This window comes from Chryseobacterium sp. NG-CE01 (genome assembly GCF_055695505.1).
The window spans coordinates 4,135,056-4,151,161 of the sequence record NZ_CM146369.1; the positions used below are offsets into that span (position 1 = coordinate 4,135,056).

Sequence of the window (16,106 nt, forward strand, 5' to 3'; positions counted from 1 at the left end):
AAACAAAAATAATTCCAAGTTTAAACGGGCGGTTTTAATTGTGGGGCTCTATAACAAGCAAAGTGTTATGATTCTTTTATTCTGAGAAGAACTATATTAATATTTGGTTTATTAAAATTAAGAATAAAATTAATTGGTTTGATGATTTTCTGAATAAATTTCAGGATTAGCGCAAGCCGGCATTTTTTCGCCTTTTGAAACGGCAATAAGGTTTTCGGCAGCTATTTTAGCCATACCGGTTCTGGCTTCTACTGTTGCCGAGCCAATATGTGGCAGCACACAAACATTTGAAAGTTCTAAAATTGGATCATCCTTATAGATAGGTTCCGGATTGGTTACATCGAGTCCGGCTCCCCAGATTTTATGCTCTGCAAGCGCATCATAAAGATCTTTCTGATTATGAAAACCACCTCTTGCAGTATTGATGAAAATGGCATTGTCTTTCATTTTTTCAAAAACCGATGCATTGAAAAGCTCTGCCTGTTCTGGCTTAAAGTTAGCATGAATACTCAGTATATCCGATTGTGAGATCAATTCTTCGAAGGAAACATATTTTGCATGCAGTTCATTTTCAGCTTCTTCGTTCCGGTGACGGTTGTGATAGATAATATTCATGTCAAAGGCAGCTTTCGACTTTTTAGCCATTTCGTATCCGATTCTACCCAATCCGAAAATTCCCAGTGTCTTTCCGTAGAGCTCCTGTCCTAAAGCGTGAAGCGGATCAAAATCTCCCCAGTTTCCTGATTTTACTTTCTCAAAGTTATAGCTTGCCCGTCTCGCTACCGACTGCATCAGGAGAAAAGCAATATCTGAAGTCGCTTTGCTTAAGACATCCGGAGTATTTCCTACCGGAATTTTTCTGCGGTTCGCTTCCTGAATGTCAACATGATCAAAACCTACAGAATACAGAGCAATTGCTTTTATATCCGGGCATTCACTAAAGAAGTCTTTATCAAATTTAAATTCTGATCCCACACTTAAAATCATGTCATGACTCTGGCAGTATCCTATCCATTCTTCTCTTGACAAATTATCGTGATCAGGAATAAAAACTTCAAGACCTGCCTCCTCCAGCATGTGAATTCCTGTTTCCGGAATCTGCTTATTGATAAATACCTTCATTGTGTAATTGTTTTGAAATTTGAGATATTGATATTCATCAAAAAACAAACCATCAAAGAAAAAGTCCCATTAATTAATAATGAGACCTGATATTTAATTATGAATTTTAAGATGAAATTATAAATTTGTATTTCCCAACATCGGAACAAATTTGTAGGCTCCGAATTCTTCTTTTTCAAATTCCGTAGGTGAAATTTTGGTAAATCTGTATAAAACCTGCTCGTCTGTCGGTCCTAAAGGAATAACCATTTTACCGCCTACTTTCAGCTGCTTCAGCAATTCTGTAGGCAAAACGGAAGCGCCGCAGGTTACGATGATTTTATCAAAAGGAGCAAATGTAGGAAGTCCGGCAAAGCCGTCACCAAAGCTCTGGAACTTAGGATACAGTCCCATTTCGCGAAATTTTTTCTTAGAAAAATCAAAAAGGTCTTTCTGCCTTTCAACGGTATATACCAAGGCTTTCATAGCCAGTAAAACGGCAGTCTGATACCCGCATCCGGTACCGATTTCCAGTACTTTTTCGCCTTCCTTGACCTGTAAAAGTTCAGATTGTTCCGCCACTGTAGAAGGATGGGAAATAGTCTGATGGGCAAGGATAGGAAATGCCCTGTCTTCATAAGCAAAATCTTCAAAGATGCTTTCTATAAAGAGATGCCTCGGAACCTGATTCATTGCAGATAGCACATTTTCATCCGAAATTCCGATTCTGTTCCTTAGATAATCTACCAAAATCTTTCTCTTACCTTTGTGTACAAACGAGTCTTGCGCCATTTAAATTTAGTTTAGATTTTAGGTATTTTTTACAAAAATAAAAAAACATTCAGTATTTATCAACCTAAAACCTATCATCTCTCTTGCGTTCTCTAAAATTCTTATATTTACAGAAATTTAGTAACGTATGTTAAAAGCAGGTTTGGTAGGTGCCGGACATCTGGGTAAGATCCATTTAAGACTTCTGAATCAATCGGATAAATATGAATTTATAGGTTTTCATGATAAGGATATAGAAAACGGAAAAAAATTAGAAGCTGAGTTCGGATATCCCTTTTTTGAAAATTTTGATGAATTGCTGGACAAAATTGAGATGCTGGATATTGTAACCCCTACTGTTTATCATTACGATTATGCTTTACAGGCAATTGAAAAAGGTCTTCATTTTTTCATTGAAAAACCGGTAACCCAAACGCTTGAACAGGCAGAAGAGATTTTAAAACAATGCCAGGAAAAAGGAATTAAGGCACAGGTAGGCCATGTTGAAAGATATAATCCTGCCTTCATTGCCACCAAGGAATATATTAACAATCCGATGTTTATCGAAATTCACAGACTGGCTGAATTCAATCCCCGCGGAACGGATGTTTCGGTAGTGCTGGATTTAATGATACATGATCTGGATATTCTGCTCAGCATTGTAAAATCTAAAGTAAAAAATATTCACGCAAGCGGTGTCTGTGTCGTGAGCAAAACTCCGGATATTGCCAATGCAAGAATAGAGTTTGAAAACGGATGTGTTGCCAATCTTACCACGTCAAGAATTTCTATGAAAGCGATGAGGAAGAGCCGCTTTTTCCAGAAAGATGCGTATATATCCGTTGATTTTCTTGAGAAAAAGGCCGAAGTCATCCGAATGAAAGATGCTCCGGAGCATCCGACGCCATTTGATATGATTATTGAAAATGCGGAGGGTGAAAAAAACCAGATTTTATTTGAATATCCAGATATTCAGCCGAATAATGCAATTCTTGACGAGCTCAATTCTTTTGCGGATTCCATTACCGAAAATAAAAATGTGGAAGTTTCCATTGAAGACGGAACGGAAGCACTGAAAGTTGCTTTACGGATTATGGAACTTATATCCTGATTTAAGAAGAATAAAAATATTACGGCGGCCAATTCTTGGCCGCCGTAATATTTTGTCATTATTTTATAAAATTATACAGTGCATTCCAGAATTTATCGTACACTTCAATATGAGGTAAATGGCCTACATTTTCCAGTTCTACTAATTTTGAACCTTTAATTTCCTGCTGTGTTTTTTTACCCAACAGCTGGTACTGTCCCATTTTTGGCTGAAGTTCCTTTGGCGCCCTGTCTTTTCCAATAGCGGTCCGGTCTCTGGTTCCTATGATTAAAAGTGTCGGAACCTGAATATTTTTAAATTCGTAGCATACCGGCTGATTATAAATCATATCTGAAGTTAAAGCTGCGTCCCATGCTACTTTCGGGTAATCTGGATGCAGGGTCCAGCCTGCTATCAAATCCAGCCACGGCTGATATTCAGATTTCCATTTGTTATCATAATAGAATTTAAGCTGATAGTTTTTGTAAGATTCTGCCGTATTCTTTAATTCCGACTGATACGCCTGATCGATGGTCTGATAGGATGCGAATGTTTTATAATCTTCCAGTCCGATTGGATTTTCCAGAATCAGTTTTTCTACTTTTTCGGGATAAAGAAGGGTAAATCTTGTGGCTACCATTCCACCCATTGAATGCCCTAAGACAATTGTTTTATCAATATTCAGATGATCTAAAATAGCTTTTGTATTTTCGGCCAGCTGTGAAAACGAGAACTGATAGCTTTGTGGCTTCGAGGATTTTCCGAATCCGATCTGATCAGGAATGATTACCCTAAATCCTTTATCAGAAAGGTCTTTTGCAGTCTTTTCCCAATAGGCTCCGTTAAAATTTTTACCATGAAGAAGCATAATGGTTTTTCCGTTGGAGTCTTTAGGTTTCACATCCATGTACGCCATTTTCAAATCGTTATTCTGAGATTTGATATTCAGAAAGAACACCTCAAAAGGGTATTGATAATTGGTGAGCTCAGCATCAAGAGGTTTGATTTGTGAAAAAAGTGCACCGGAAACGATCAACATTACAGCAGTAAGAATATTCTTAAAATATTTCATAAAGATGTATTTTACTATTTAAAAAAACTGCCTCAAAAGAAACAGTTTATATTGTTTTATTCAGTTTTATGATTCTTCAAACATTATACCACAGCAACATGTTTTCTGGATGGAAGATTCATTAAAACAATTGCAAAAAGAATCAGTGCAATTCCGGCCCATTGTATAAAGCCAACTTTTTCATCCAACAGCACAAAAGCCATCGTGACAGAAACGGGAAGCTCCAGTGATGAAACAATACTCCCCAATCCTAATCCTGCATTTGGGAAACCGATATTAAATAAGATGGGCGGAATTATTGTTCCGAACAAGGCCAGGACAAATCCATATTTCCATAAAATTGAATATTTGAAGGCATGAATATGTTCTGTATTTTCCGTAAAGTTGAGATAAAAACCTTTTAAGGCACCGCTATGCAACGGCCCGATCTGAGCAAAGATCAGGAATAAAAAAATTACCACCGAGCCTCCGGCAAGCATGATGATGCTTTTTCTGAAAACCGGGAGATGTGTTGCCAGCTTATTTGAAGTAAACATGGTTAGAGTGTATGATGCCGCTGCCATTAATCCCCAGAAAATACCTTTGAAATCAATTTCAATTTGGGTATTGATAAGATCCGTAGCCAAAACCGTTCCTGCTAAGACGATAATTACCGAAATGATCTTCCGTATCTGTGGTATTTTTCTGGTCATAAAGCTCTCGACAACTACACTGAACCACACCGACTGCATCAGCAACACTATGGCAATGGAAACATTGATATACTGAACAGCAATGTAGTAAAACAAGCTAGTACACCCTAATGATGTACCGGCTAACAGTAAATTTCGGACTTCTCTCCGACTGGGTGATGACAGTGTTTTTGTTGAAGTGATGGTCTGGATAAAGTTCAGTATTAAAAGTCCTATTAAACCTAAAACAAATTGGGAGGTTGTGACTTCCGAGGTAGTAAAGCCGTCCTGATAAGCGAGTTTTACAAAAGTAGCGAGCATTCCGTAGATACTTGCTCCAATTCCTACAAACACTACTCCTTTCAGTACATTTTTCTTCTGCATGATTCATTTTTTAAAAGCCTGCAAAGTTACGGCTAATAAATGAAATAATCTGGTATGGTAATTATAGATAAAATATTCCGGCGCAAGCTTCGCTTGCGCCGGAATATTACTGTTGTTTTATTTTAATTTACTTTTTTACGATCAGTTTTGATGTTATATCAACACCGATTCCTTTTACTTTTACCAGATAAGTTCCGTTAATCAGCTTATCGGTAGAAATCGATTTTTTTGCATCAGGGGAAATTTTATCTTCAGAAGAAACCAGTTTCCCTGACATATCATAAATTTCAACGCTTACTTTTCCTAAAATTTTATTTGAAAAATTAATGAAGAATTCATTTTTAGCAGGATTAGGATAAATAGTAATTGTATTACTGTTTGTATTGACTTCATCGGTTGCCAAAATACAATCTCCCGGTGTCGTAAAATCTTCTACCTGATCGTTAATACTGGTTTTAGATCCTGCCGAAGCGTTTACCCCTAAACCTCTTTTGGCAAAAGTTCTCCAGATCATACATCGGTCTGCACCTTGTGTCATTGCCAATTCTGCATTAAGTATTGCATCTCTTCCATCTATAAAGGTAGGGTTACAAACCTGGAGTTTTAAAGCATTGGTAACAAGTTGCAGTACTCTTGAGCTTCCGTTGGTTGCATTGGCAGTAACATCTGATGAATAGCCATACTTTGCTACATATTGCCAGTGTAGATCCCAAAGCGTCGAAGCCCAGATAAACCCTATTGAATGTACATCCGGCACAAGCTGTCCGTTTGAGTTTGTAAATTCCATACCGTTTGTATCACCATAAGTAAAATCATTAATGGTAAAGTCCGGTGAATATCTGGCGGGTCTGATCCCTCCGCCTGTTATTGACTGACCTACCGCATAGGTTCCGATTCCTCTTGGTACGGAAGCATTGTCTCCCGGTCTATTGGTAAGCATTAAGGCAAAAAAGTCTGACCATCCTTCTCCCATCTGCTCTCTGCTAGAAGTAGAACTTAAACAGTTGGAACCCGTTCCTGTTAATCTATTTGAAATTCCGTGTCCGTACTCATGCACAACGATACCATTATCAAAACTTCCATCAGGAGTTATGCTGATTGAGGGGTCATTTTTTAATGTTACGTTTACTGCAGTATTGACAGCAAGCTGACTTTTAATATATTCTCCTTCGGTATTGGATATTAAAACAGAAGGAATAGTTATGGTAGCATCGGTACCAGACATATTCCCAACAGTATCTCCATTCGCTGAATTATTGTAAATAATTACTGCAGACGCTCCCGCATTCTGTGCATTTTTAACTTTTACAGAAAAGTTACAGTTTCCTCTTTCGATTAAGCCTATTTTTCCGGTAAGTGAGCCTGCGGAAATTGCTGTACATCCATCTAACACGGATGATAACTGAACATTAGCGGTAACTCCTGTCTGATCCAGGGGATTACCAAATGTTGCTGTTCCGGCTATTGGCTGACGGTTTACCGCTGAGGCCGGAGCATTATAGAAAAAGATTCTGTTTACAGTAGACCAGAGATACATTTGCATTCTCGGTCTGCTTCCATCAGCCGGACTGGCAAAGTTAGCGTTGTTGGTTCCGCCTCCATCCTGGGCTTCAGCCTGTACATAATCGTTTCCTGCTCCTCCCAATCCAAAATTTGTATTTTGAAAGTTTCTTGATGCGGGAGTAAAGCCGAATTGGTAAAAAATATCATGTATTCTATTGTTCAGATAAAATAAATTGGTAATAGAAGCACTTTGATTGGTAAAAGGATCATCATTAATACCAAAATAATAATCAAAATTTCTGGACGAACCGGCATCCGGAGAGAATCCTGCCAGATTGGTAGCAGCATTATCTTCGTAAGCATATACATTATTTCCTCTTGTAATGGTGTACCTCGTATTACCATCATAATGCCAACCTTCAGGAGAAGCCGAAAGAATCCAGGGGTTATTTACGACTGATCTTGAACCAAAGGTAGGAGCTTCAATAGGTAAAGGAAAAACATTATAACTGGCATTGTCAGGAGCTAAAAGAGAAAAACTGTTTTTATAAGGTTCGAATACAGGACCAATAAGATGATTGTGAGCATTGTCTTCATGATGAGAATATGCATCGTGACGGAAACTGCAAGATAAATTGATATCTGTTTTACTAATCATATTTCCATTGCCAGCATCAATAAGAATATCCCAATAGTTTGAAGCACGAGGCTGAGGAAAAGAAAAATGATAAGCCAACTTCAAAATTCCGTTATCATGAACATATACTAACCTTTGCTTTACCATCTTACCATTTTCAGGCTCCGGTTCATTGAAATCTAATATTGGAAATGATTGTATTTCCGGAAGCTGCAAGTCCTGAGAAATCTTTTGTAATGCGATGCTTTTTGTAATTGTAGGATTATATGATGATGCTGAAATATAATCTTTCAGAAAAGTGTCTGAATAATAAATAATTTTATGATCTCTTACAAGTGCTGTTCCCTCGGCATTATAAATCGGGTATCCATTATATACCTGCTGAAACTTCACAACATCTCCGTTCATTGATTTTGAGTTATCAACATTATCAATGATAAAGTTTGCGAGATCAGATTTTTTATATTCTCTGATTTTATTTTGAGAGATATAACTTTTTATTAGACTTTCATTATCTTGTCCGAAGATAAAAGAAGGCAACAATGCACAAACTGCAAACAGAACAGGTAGAGATTTTTTTATCATATACATAATTTAAGCCACGAATTTACAAACAAGCAACAACAAAAACAACAAAAAAAATAAATGACATTAATAATATTTGATATTTAATCTTAAATTAATAAAATCACATAATTATGAATTATTTTAACTAGTCCAATCGACTTAAAATTTTTAGTTAAATATCATAAAATAAAAAAAAAGAGGCTGTCTCAAAAGGCAGTCTCTTTTGTTTTTTTTATTTAGTTTTGAAGTTTATAAAAAGCGGGACATTTTCTATGTTTTATAAAAAACTACAAAAAGCAGTTGTTTTATGCTGCTTTTTGTAGTTTTTTAAGGTTATGGGCGATGGCGAGAAGACCGGTTTCAATTTCTACTTTCACCTTTCCTCGTAAGAAAAAGCGTTTAAAACTTTTATTGTGCTTGATTTGGGCGAAAACAGGTTCTACGTCGTAACATCGTTGCTTTCTTAAGGCAATTCCCCGTTTGGTATTGAGAAGCCTGAAAATCCTGTTCCTATGTTTTGCAAGTTTGGGATTTGATGCAGACTGGGTAACTTGTTTTGATTTTTGGTCTTTATTAAAGTAATTGTATTTTACATATGCTTTTACTTTTTTCTGTCTTAGAAATTCATAGTTCTCATAGCTTCCGTATCCTGCATCTGCAACAACTTCACCAGGTGGGTGTCCATAATTTTCTTCAAAGCTTTCTATATGCAAGGCCAGGGTCTGGGTATCAGTAGGATTAGGATGGAGGGTATAATGAACAATAAACTGATTCTCGGTAGAAAGCTGCAGATTATAAGCGGGTTTGAGCTGTCCGTTTCGCATATGGTCTTCCTTCATCCTCATAAAAGTAGCATCATGATCCGTTTTACTAAAGCTGTTTCTTCCGGCCAGAATCTTTTCATATGCTTCATATTTCTCCAGATTGTTACGCCAGTTTTTACGGGCATAACCAATCTTCTGGCGAACTTTTGAGGAAATCTTCTTTTTCTTTAAAACAGAATCTATGGTTTGAATGACCTTACTTACTTTTTCTTTATCAATAGATTTAAAAATAACAGGTTCGGTATCTCTAAGTTCTTCCTGAGCAATCTGCTGCGTATAATTCCATAATTCTTCCAGCTGGTGTTCTATTCTTTCCCTGCTTTTCTTCAAAGCTCTTCCCCAGACAAAAGTATAGCGGTTTGCATTGGCTTCTATCTTGGTTCCGTCTACAAAGGTTGTTTTTAAACTAACGTGTCCTTCTTTATGAAGCAGCATCACAATCTGAGTAAAAATATCCCTGATCTGACCTTTGAGTTTATCGCTCCTAAAGCGGTTAAGCGTGTTATGGTCAGGTCTCTGCATTGCTGAAAGCCACATGAAGTAGACATTTTCCTTTAATGCCTGTTCCAGTTTTCTGCTCGAATAAATATTATTGAGATATCCAAAAATCAGAACCTTCAGAAGCATTTTAGGATGATAGCTGGAACTTCCCCCTGATTTATATTCGTTAATCAGGTTGCGGATATCCAATCGGTCTATAACCTCAGAAACCAACCGTACCGGATGATTCTCTTCTATAAAATCTAATAAATTGGGCGGAAACAAAAAGTTTTGTTTGGGATTATAATCTTTAAAGATTACCTTTGATCTACTATGCATACAGCAATTTATGAAAATTGCTGCAATTAGGAAAGTCTCAGACTTTCCTTTTTTTATGATCAATAAAAAAGACTGTCTCACTTTTGAGACAGCCTCCTTTTTTAAAAATATGTGTGAAGATTATTTACCTTCTTCCATTTTTCTTTTTAATTCTGCTAATGCATCGATATCTCCAAGAGTTGATCTTTCTTCATTGTTAGAAGATGTATTATTAGATCTGTTGTTAGAAGATTCTCTTGCATTCTTTTTCTCTTCATCTCTGAAGATTCCTGTATGAGAAACTACGACTCTCTTGAATTCCTTGTTGAACTCGATTACTTTGAAATCAGCTTCTTCACCTTTCTTGATCTTAGATCCGTCTTCCTTCTCTAATAATCTTGATGGGCAGAAAGCTTCCACTTCAGCATCTTCGAACTGTACAGAAGCACCTTTATCGTGTACCTCTACCGCTTTACCAGCGTGGATAGTTCCTTCAGCATACTTCGTTTCAAATGCATCCCAAGGATTTTCTGTCAATTGCTTGTGACCTAAAGATAATCTTCTAGCCTGGATGTCTAATTCAAGAACTACAACATCTAGTTTGTCACCAACTGCACAGAATTCAGATGGATGCTTGATTTTCTTAGTCCAAGAAAGATCAGAGATGTAGATTAATCCGTCGATACCTTCTTCCAACTCTACGAATACACCGAAGTTAGTGAAGTTTCTTACCGTTCCTACATGCTTAGATCCTACAGGATATTTAGCTTCGATATTTTCCCATGGATCTTTGCTTAATTGCTTGATACCCAAAGAAATTTTTCTTTCTTCTCTATCTAAAGTTAATACTTCAGCTTCCACTTCATCACCTACTTTCACGAAGTCTCCTGCAGATCTTAAGTGAGTAGACCAAGACATTTCAGAAACGTGGATTAATCCTTCTACACCAGGAGCGATTTCTACGAATGCACCATAGTCAGCAAGAACTACTACTTTTCCTTTTACTCTGTCTCCAACTTTAAGGTCAGCAGAAAGAGCATCCCAAGGATGAGCTTCTAACTGCTTCATACCTAACTGGATTCTTGTTTTCTCATCATCGAAGTCAAGGATAACCACTTTCACAGTTTGTCCGTCTTCAAGGATTTCAGACGGGTGGTTCACTCTAGACCAAGAAAGGTCTGTAATGTGGATCAATCCGTCTACACCACCTAAGTCGATGAATACACCGTAAGAAGTGATATTCTTAACAGTACCTTCAAGAACCTGACCTTTTTCAAGCTGAGCGATGATTTCTTTTTTCTGACCTTCGATATCTGCTTCGATCAATGCTTTGTGAGATACTACTACGTTTTTGAACTCAGGGTTGATTTTCACAACTTTGAACTCCATAGTTTTACCTACGAACTGATCGTAATCTTTGATTGGCTTAACATCAATTTGAGAACCAGGTAAGAATGCTTCGATTCCGTGTACGTCTACGATCATACCACCTTTAGTTCTTGATTTTACAAAACCGTTTACGATTTCACCTGTTTCGTGAAGTTCGTTTACTTTATCCCAAGCTTTAAGCGTTCTTGCTTTTCTGTGAGATAACTGTAACTGACCGGTTTTGTCTTCTCTCCTGTCTACCATTACTTCTACCTCGTCCCCTACTTTAAGGCCTTGGTTGTAACGGAATTCGTTAAGAGAAATAACACCTTCAGATTTGAAGTTGATGTCTACGATAGCCTCTTTGTCAGTTAATCTAACTACTTTACCAACCAATACGTCATTATCGTCCAGGTTGTTTAAAGATCCATTGTAGATTTCCTCAAGATCGCTTTTCTCTTTTCTAGCATCAGCATCAAGACCAGATTCGAAAGAATCCCAGTCAAATTGTTCAGGTGCTACGTTTTGATTTAATAATAATTCTGCTGAATTTGTCTCTTTTGACATAATTCTAATAAAATTTGTATTCCTTCTCTTTCAACGGTTTGAATGAATGTGAATTGAAAAATACGGAAGTAATTAATTTATAGTTATTTACTTTTCAAACCTTTAGCCACAAAAGTGGGTGCAAAAGTACAAAATTTATTTGAAATAAACAAGTCCTGTAATGAATGTATTCTTAATCATAACTCACTCATTGCCAATATCATTAAGGAGCTTTATCTTGCTATCCACTTTTACTCCTCGTTCCCACGCGCTCCTTCCCAAGTCATTTCACGCCCATTCTTACTGCGGGGTAACCGTTTCTATCAAGGCTAGGGTCTTTGGTCAGGTGGCTTCGGGAGCCTCAGCCACCTTTGAAATGGCAGTCTTTTCATTGTAAATTAATCTTTATGAATGATAGTGTTGAAAATTAGGAATTAGAATACTGATGAAATTCTATACATGACAAAAATTGAACGATCAACCTACATAGTAACTGCAAAGACAAGTATGTTGGTGAATAGGTTCCAAACTTGTGATGTTAGGTTCCCGAAGACGTTTCTTTAAATTAGCCCGGATTGCAGCAATTGTCTGAGCTCATTTCATTGTTTAGGGCGCGGCAGCTTCGCTGCCGCGCCCTAAACAATGAAATAGCGAGTGCGGAAAGCCGGAAAAAGCTACTGAAATTAAGTTTAAGGGTTGAGGATTTGAGAGTTTGAGAGTTCGGAATATAAATTAAATGGCTTCCTAAAACAATATTATACATTCATATAGGCCAAACCATTACGACTCCAAACTTTCAAACATGATTCAGTATCTTTGCACCATGGAACTACAATCAATCTACGAAAAACTGCAGATTCAGGATATGAATCAGATGCAGAAATCTACTTATAAAGCAACGAAAAACAGCCAGGATGTTGTTCTGCTTTCTCCTACCGGTTCGGGGAAAACACTTGCTTTTTTATTGCCTGTACTGAGAAATTTAAAGAAAAATACATCCGGAATTCAGACTTTAATTTTAGTTCCGGCAAGAGAACTGGCATTGCAGATTGAGCAGGTTTTTAAATCGATGGGAACAGATTTTAAAGTTTCGATCTGCTACGGCGGTCACGACAAAAAAATCGAAGTCAATAATCTCATCGAAGCTCCGGCAGTGTTGATAGGAACTCCCGGAAGAGTGGTTTACCATATAAGAAATAATAATTTTGATCCGAAAACGATTCAGACACTTGTTCTGGATGAGTTTGACAAAGCATTGGAACTTGGTTTTCATGATGATATGGAATTCATCTGTCAGTCATTAAAAAGTCTTTCGCAAAGAATTCTGACATCTGCAACCGCGATGGATGAAATTCCGGCCTTTACCGGACTTAAAGATGAAAAAGTTATCAACTTTTTAAAATTAAATGAAGCAAAGCCTGATATTCAGTTAAAAAAAGTAATGACGACATCCGAAGAAAAGCTCGATACCTTATTTAATTTAATCTGTAAGATAGGAAATAAGAGAACCCTGATTTTCTGTAACCACAGGGATGCCGTTGACAGAATTTCTGAGCTGCTGCGTCAGAAAGGAATTGACAGGGAAACTTTTCACGGTGGTATGGAGCAGGATGAAAGAGAACGTGCGCTTTTAAAGTTCAGAAATGATTCGGCGAGAATCTTAATCACAACCGATCTGGCAGCAAGAGGATTGGATGTTCCTGAAGTTGAATCAATCGTTCATTACCAATTACCCCCGAAAGAAGATGCTTTTATCCATAGAAACGGACGTACAGCGAGAATGAATGCCAAAGGTTTTGCTTACCTCATCATGACGGAGGAAGAGAATTTTCCATTCATTAAGAATGATACTCCCGTAGAAAATGTGGCCGGATTTGAGAAGGTTCCCGAGAAAACGCCGTTCCAGACCATTTACATCAGTGCCGGAAAGAAAGATAAAGTGAACAAAGTGGATATTGTAGGGTATCTGCTTAAAAAAGGCGAACTGCAAAAAGAAGACGTCGGTTTAATCGAAGTGAAGGACTCCACTTCCTATGTTGCGGTTTCCAGAAATAAAGTAAATTCTGTTTTACGCAAGCTGGCAAACGAGAAGCTGAAAGGTAAAAAAGTAAAAATGGAAGTTGCCTATTAATACAGTCACTGCAAGGAGCGAAGCGACGAAGCAATCCCGATTTATTTGATTAATTATTTTTGAGATTGCTTCACCGTTGGTTCGCAAGATTTTTATTTATTCCACTCCTTTTACCTTCGTTGGCAGAATATATACGGATTTGGATGCGGTTATAAACAATACATTATTGTCTTTTCCGCCGAAAGTAATATTGCCCGTCCAATCCTCATCGATCGGAATATGGTAAATCTTCTTTCCTTCGTGATTGAAAACATGCACGCCGTTTCCGGTAAGATATACGTTTCCATGCTTATCCAGAGTCATTCCGTCTGAACCCATTTCACAAAAAAGTTTCTTTTCAGACAGCTTTCCTTCACCCAACATATCGTAAACGTAGGTTTTTCCGGCGTCAATATCCGATACGTACAGCTTTTTGAATTTTTCGCTTCCTATGATACCGTTAGGCTGCGTAAAGGTTTCTATTTTTTTCACCGCTCCGTCTTTGCTTCTGTAATACAGACTTTTATGCGGCGTTTCTTTCTTAAAATCTACCCAATAATCCCTTTCATACAAAGGATCTGTAAAATACATGCCTCCGAATTTGTCATTCCATATGTCATTAGGACCATTCAGCCTTTTACCATCAACATTTTTCAGCAATACTTCAATTTTTTTATCTTTTGAAATTTTCCAGATTTCACCTTTATTATCAGAACAGGTGATAAGATTATCATCTTTGTCGAAATGGGTACCGTTGGCTCTTCCCGTATTGCTTAAAAATTCAACAATTTTATTGGTTTTCCAGTCCCAGTAATAAATCTTATCATTAGGCTGGTCTGTAAAATAAACATTTCCTTCTTTATCTGAGGAAGGACCTTCCGTAAAAGTAAACTGATCGGAAATTTTTTCCGGTTTTACATCTTCATAAAACATAGTATTGGTATTTACTGATTTGCAGTTGAGTACTGCTAAAACCAAACCAACGGAAGCAAACCGCAGAATATTTTTCATACAACATTAATTTTAAGGCCACAATTTACGATTTGTAAAATCAGATTCAAAGATTATTTCTTTATTTATGAATGATATCAACAACTTTAAAAATGTCCTGATAATCCTATTTAAAGAGCATATCATATTAGGAAAGAAAGTCATTATTAATGAGCTTTGCATATCCGGGACAATCATAATTTCCGGTTCATAACGTAATCGTAAAAAAGATGAATATGCAATCTAACAGCTTTCAGACAGTGGGAAAAGACGATGAGAATTTCAGAAATTCAGTAGGCACAATGGATGAAAGCGGAAAAAGAAAATGGGTATATCCCAGAAAGCCTAAGGGGAAATTTACCAATTACAGGAATTATACAAGCGTCCTTCTGCTCACTCTTTTTTTTGGACTGCCTTTTGTGAAAATCAATCACAATCCGTTTCTGCTGTTAAATGTGATCGACAGAAAATTTTTCATTTTCGGACAGCCGTTTTATCTGCAGGATTTTTTTATTCTGGCGTTGGGAGCCGTTACATCAGTAATATTCGTTATGCTTTTTACCGTGGTTTTCGGAAGGATATTCTGTGGATGGCTCTGCCCGCAAACCATTTTCATGGAAAGCGTATTCAGGAAAATAGAATATCTTATCGAGGGCGACCGAAATAAACAGATGAAACTCGACCGACAGGAATGGAATGCCGAAAAGGTCAGAAAGAGACTTTTAAAATGGTTCATATTTGCCATTATTTCAGTAACGATTACCAATTTTATGTTCATGTACATTGTCGGCTATGAGGAAGTCTTTAGAATTATTTCCGATGGACCCGTCGGCAATCCGTTGAAATTTCTGGGCATGATCGCTTTTGCGGCTGCTTTTTATTTCGTATTTGCCTGGCTGCGTGAGCAGGTCTGCACCCTCGTATGTCCGTACGGGAGACTGCAGGGTGTTCTCATTGATAAAAACACCATTAATGTCTATTATGATTTTAAAAGAGGTGAAAACCGTTCGAAATGGAGAAACAATGAAGACAGGAAAGCCACAGGAAAAGGAGACTGTATCGACTGCAACCAATGCGTTATCGTATGTCCTACCGGGATAGATATCAGAAACGGCCAGCAGCTGGAATGCGTAAACTGTACCGCCTGTATTGATGCCTGCGATGAAGTAATGGAAAAAGTAGGTCTCCCGAAAGGGCTCATCCGCTACGCTACGGAGGCTGAAATTGAAAACAGGGAAAAATTCATATTTACTTCCCGAATGAAAGCTACTGCTGTTTTCCTTGCCTTGCTGATCGGGTTTTTAGGATTTCTGATGTATGACAGAGGCTCCATGGAAGCAAAGTTCATCAAGCCTGCTGGCTCAACATTTTTCGTTAAAAATGGCAAAATAACAAATACTTTTATTTATACATTTTTAAATAAGTCCAATGAGAAGAAAACATTAACCATAAAGGTGCTACAGCCTAAGCATGCAGAAATACAATTTTTCGGTAATGAAAAAATTAGTGTGAAAGGAGATCAGATTTTAAAAGGAAATATTAATATTTCTTTCCCTGAAGAAGAGATTAAATTTTCAAAACAAAATATGACTATCGGTGTTTATGATGAAAAAGGTAATCTTGTAGACGCTTTCGAGACCGTTTTTGAAGGTCCTTTCCGACTGGTATTGTAGC

Annotated in this window: 11 protein-coding genes; 3 read left to right on the forward strand and 8 right to left on the reverse strand. The window is 37.3% G+C overall.

Annotation, left to right across the window (positions count from 1 at the left end):
* Positions 1 to 129 precede the first annotated feature (129 nt).
* Positions 130 to 1,122, reverse strand: a complete 993-nt coding sequence (locus ACYT6F_RS18880; RefSeq protein WP_472599152.1) for a 2-hydroxyacid dehydrogenase — start codon at positions 1,120 to 1,122, stop codon at positions 130 to 132.
* A gap of 117 nt (positions 1,123 to 1,239) precedes the next feature.
* Complete coding sequence (locus ACYT6F_RS18885; protein WP_472599153.1) at positions 1,240 to 1,893, reverse strand: protein-L-isoaspartate(D-aspartate) O-methyltransferase; 654 nt, start codon at positions 1,891 to 1,893, stop codon at positions 1,240 to 1,242.
* A gap of 127 nt (positions 1,894 to 2,020) precedes the next feature.
* Here ACYT6F_RS18885 and ACYT6F_RS18890 point away from each other — a divergent pair, with 127 nt between their 5' ends.
* Positions 2,021 to 2,983, forward strand: coding sequence for a Gfo/Idh/MocA family protein (locus tag ACYT6F_RS18890; protein WP_472599154.1), 963 nt, complete (start codon positions 2,021 to 2,023; stop codon positions 2,981 to 2,983).
* 58 nt (positions 2,984 to 3,041) lie between these two features.
* On the opposite strand, the gene ACYT6F_RS18895 is transcribed toward ACYT6F_RS18890, so the two are convergent.
* The 5 genes from ACYT6F_RS18895 to rpsA all read right to left on the reverse strand — a co-directional run bounded on the left by ACYT6F_RS18895 (position 3,042) and on the right by rpsA (position 11,353).
* A complete protein-coding gene (locus ACYT6F_RS18895; RefSeq protein WP_472599155.1) occupies positions 3,042 to 4,034 on the reverse strand; it encodes an alpha/beta fold hydrolase in 993 nt (330 codons plus the stop codon).
* 83 nt (positions 4,035 to 4,117) lie between these two features.
* The gene (locus tag ACYT6F_RS18900) at positions 4,118 to 5,089 is read right to left on the reverse strand and encodes an EamA family transporter (RefSeq protein WP_472599156.1); all 972 of its coding nucleotides are present in this window, start codon (positions 5,087 to 5,089) and stop codon (positions 4,118 to 4,120) included.
* Between the two features lie 127 nt (positions 5,090 to 5,216).
* On the reverse strand, positions 5,217 to 7,814 hold the full coding sequence (locus ACYT6F_RS18905) for a T9SS-dependent M36 family metallopeptidase (RefSeq protein ID WP_472599157.1): 2,598 nt from the start codon (positions 7,812 to 7,814) through the stop codon (positions 5,217 to 5,219).
* Between the two features lie 287 nt (positions 7,815 to 8,101).
* Positions 8,102 to 9,439: an IS1182 family transposase gene (locus ACYT6F_RS18910; RefSeq protein ID WP_472597713.1), complete on the reverse strand. Its 1,338-nt coding sequence runs from the start codon at positions 9,437 to 9,439 to the stop codon at positions 8,102 to 8,104.
* Between the two features lie 120 nt (positions 9,440 to 9,559).
* Entirely contained in the window at positions 9,560 to 11,353 is a 1,794-nt protein-coding gene (rpsA, locus tag ACYT6F_RS18915) for a 30S ribosomal protein S1 (protein ID WP_472599158.1), read from the reverse strand.
* A gap of 802 nt (positions 11,354 to 12,155) precedes the next feature.
* On the opposite strand from rpsA, the gene ACYT6F_RS18920 reads away from it, so the two are divergent.
* Positions 12,156 to 13,463 carry a DEAD/DEAH box helicase gene (locus ACYT6F_RS18920; protein ID WP_472601144.1) on the forward strand — a complete coding sequence of 436 codons (1,308 nt, stop codon included), beginning with the start codon at positions 12,156 to 12,158 and terminating at the stop codon, positions 13,461 to 13,463.
* Positions 13,464 to 13,559: 96 nt separating this feature from the next.
* Here ACYT6F_RS18920 and ACYT6F_RS18925 read toward each other — a convergent pair whose 3' ends face one another.
* The gene (locus tag ACYT6F_RS18925) at positions 13,560 to 14,453 is read right to left on the reverse strand and encodes an SMP-30/gluconolactonase/LRE family protein (RefSeq protein ID WP_472599159.1); all 894 of its coding nucleotides are present in this window, start codon (positions 14,451 to 14,453) and stop codon (positions 13,560 to 13,562) included.
* 209 nt (positions 14,454 to 14,662) lie between these two features.
* Between ACYT6F_RS18925 and ccoG the strand changes: the two genes are divergently transcribed.
* The gene (gene ccoG / locus ACYT6F_RS18930) at positions 14,663 to 16,105 is read left to right on the forward strand and encodes a cytochrome c oxidase accessory protein CcoG (RefSeq protein WP_472599160.1); all 1,443 of its coding nucleotides are present in this window, start codon (positions 14,663 to 14,665) and stop codon (positions 16,103 to 16,105) included.
* The last annotated feature ends 1 nt before the right edge of the window (position 16,106 follow it).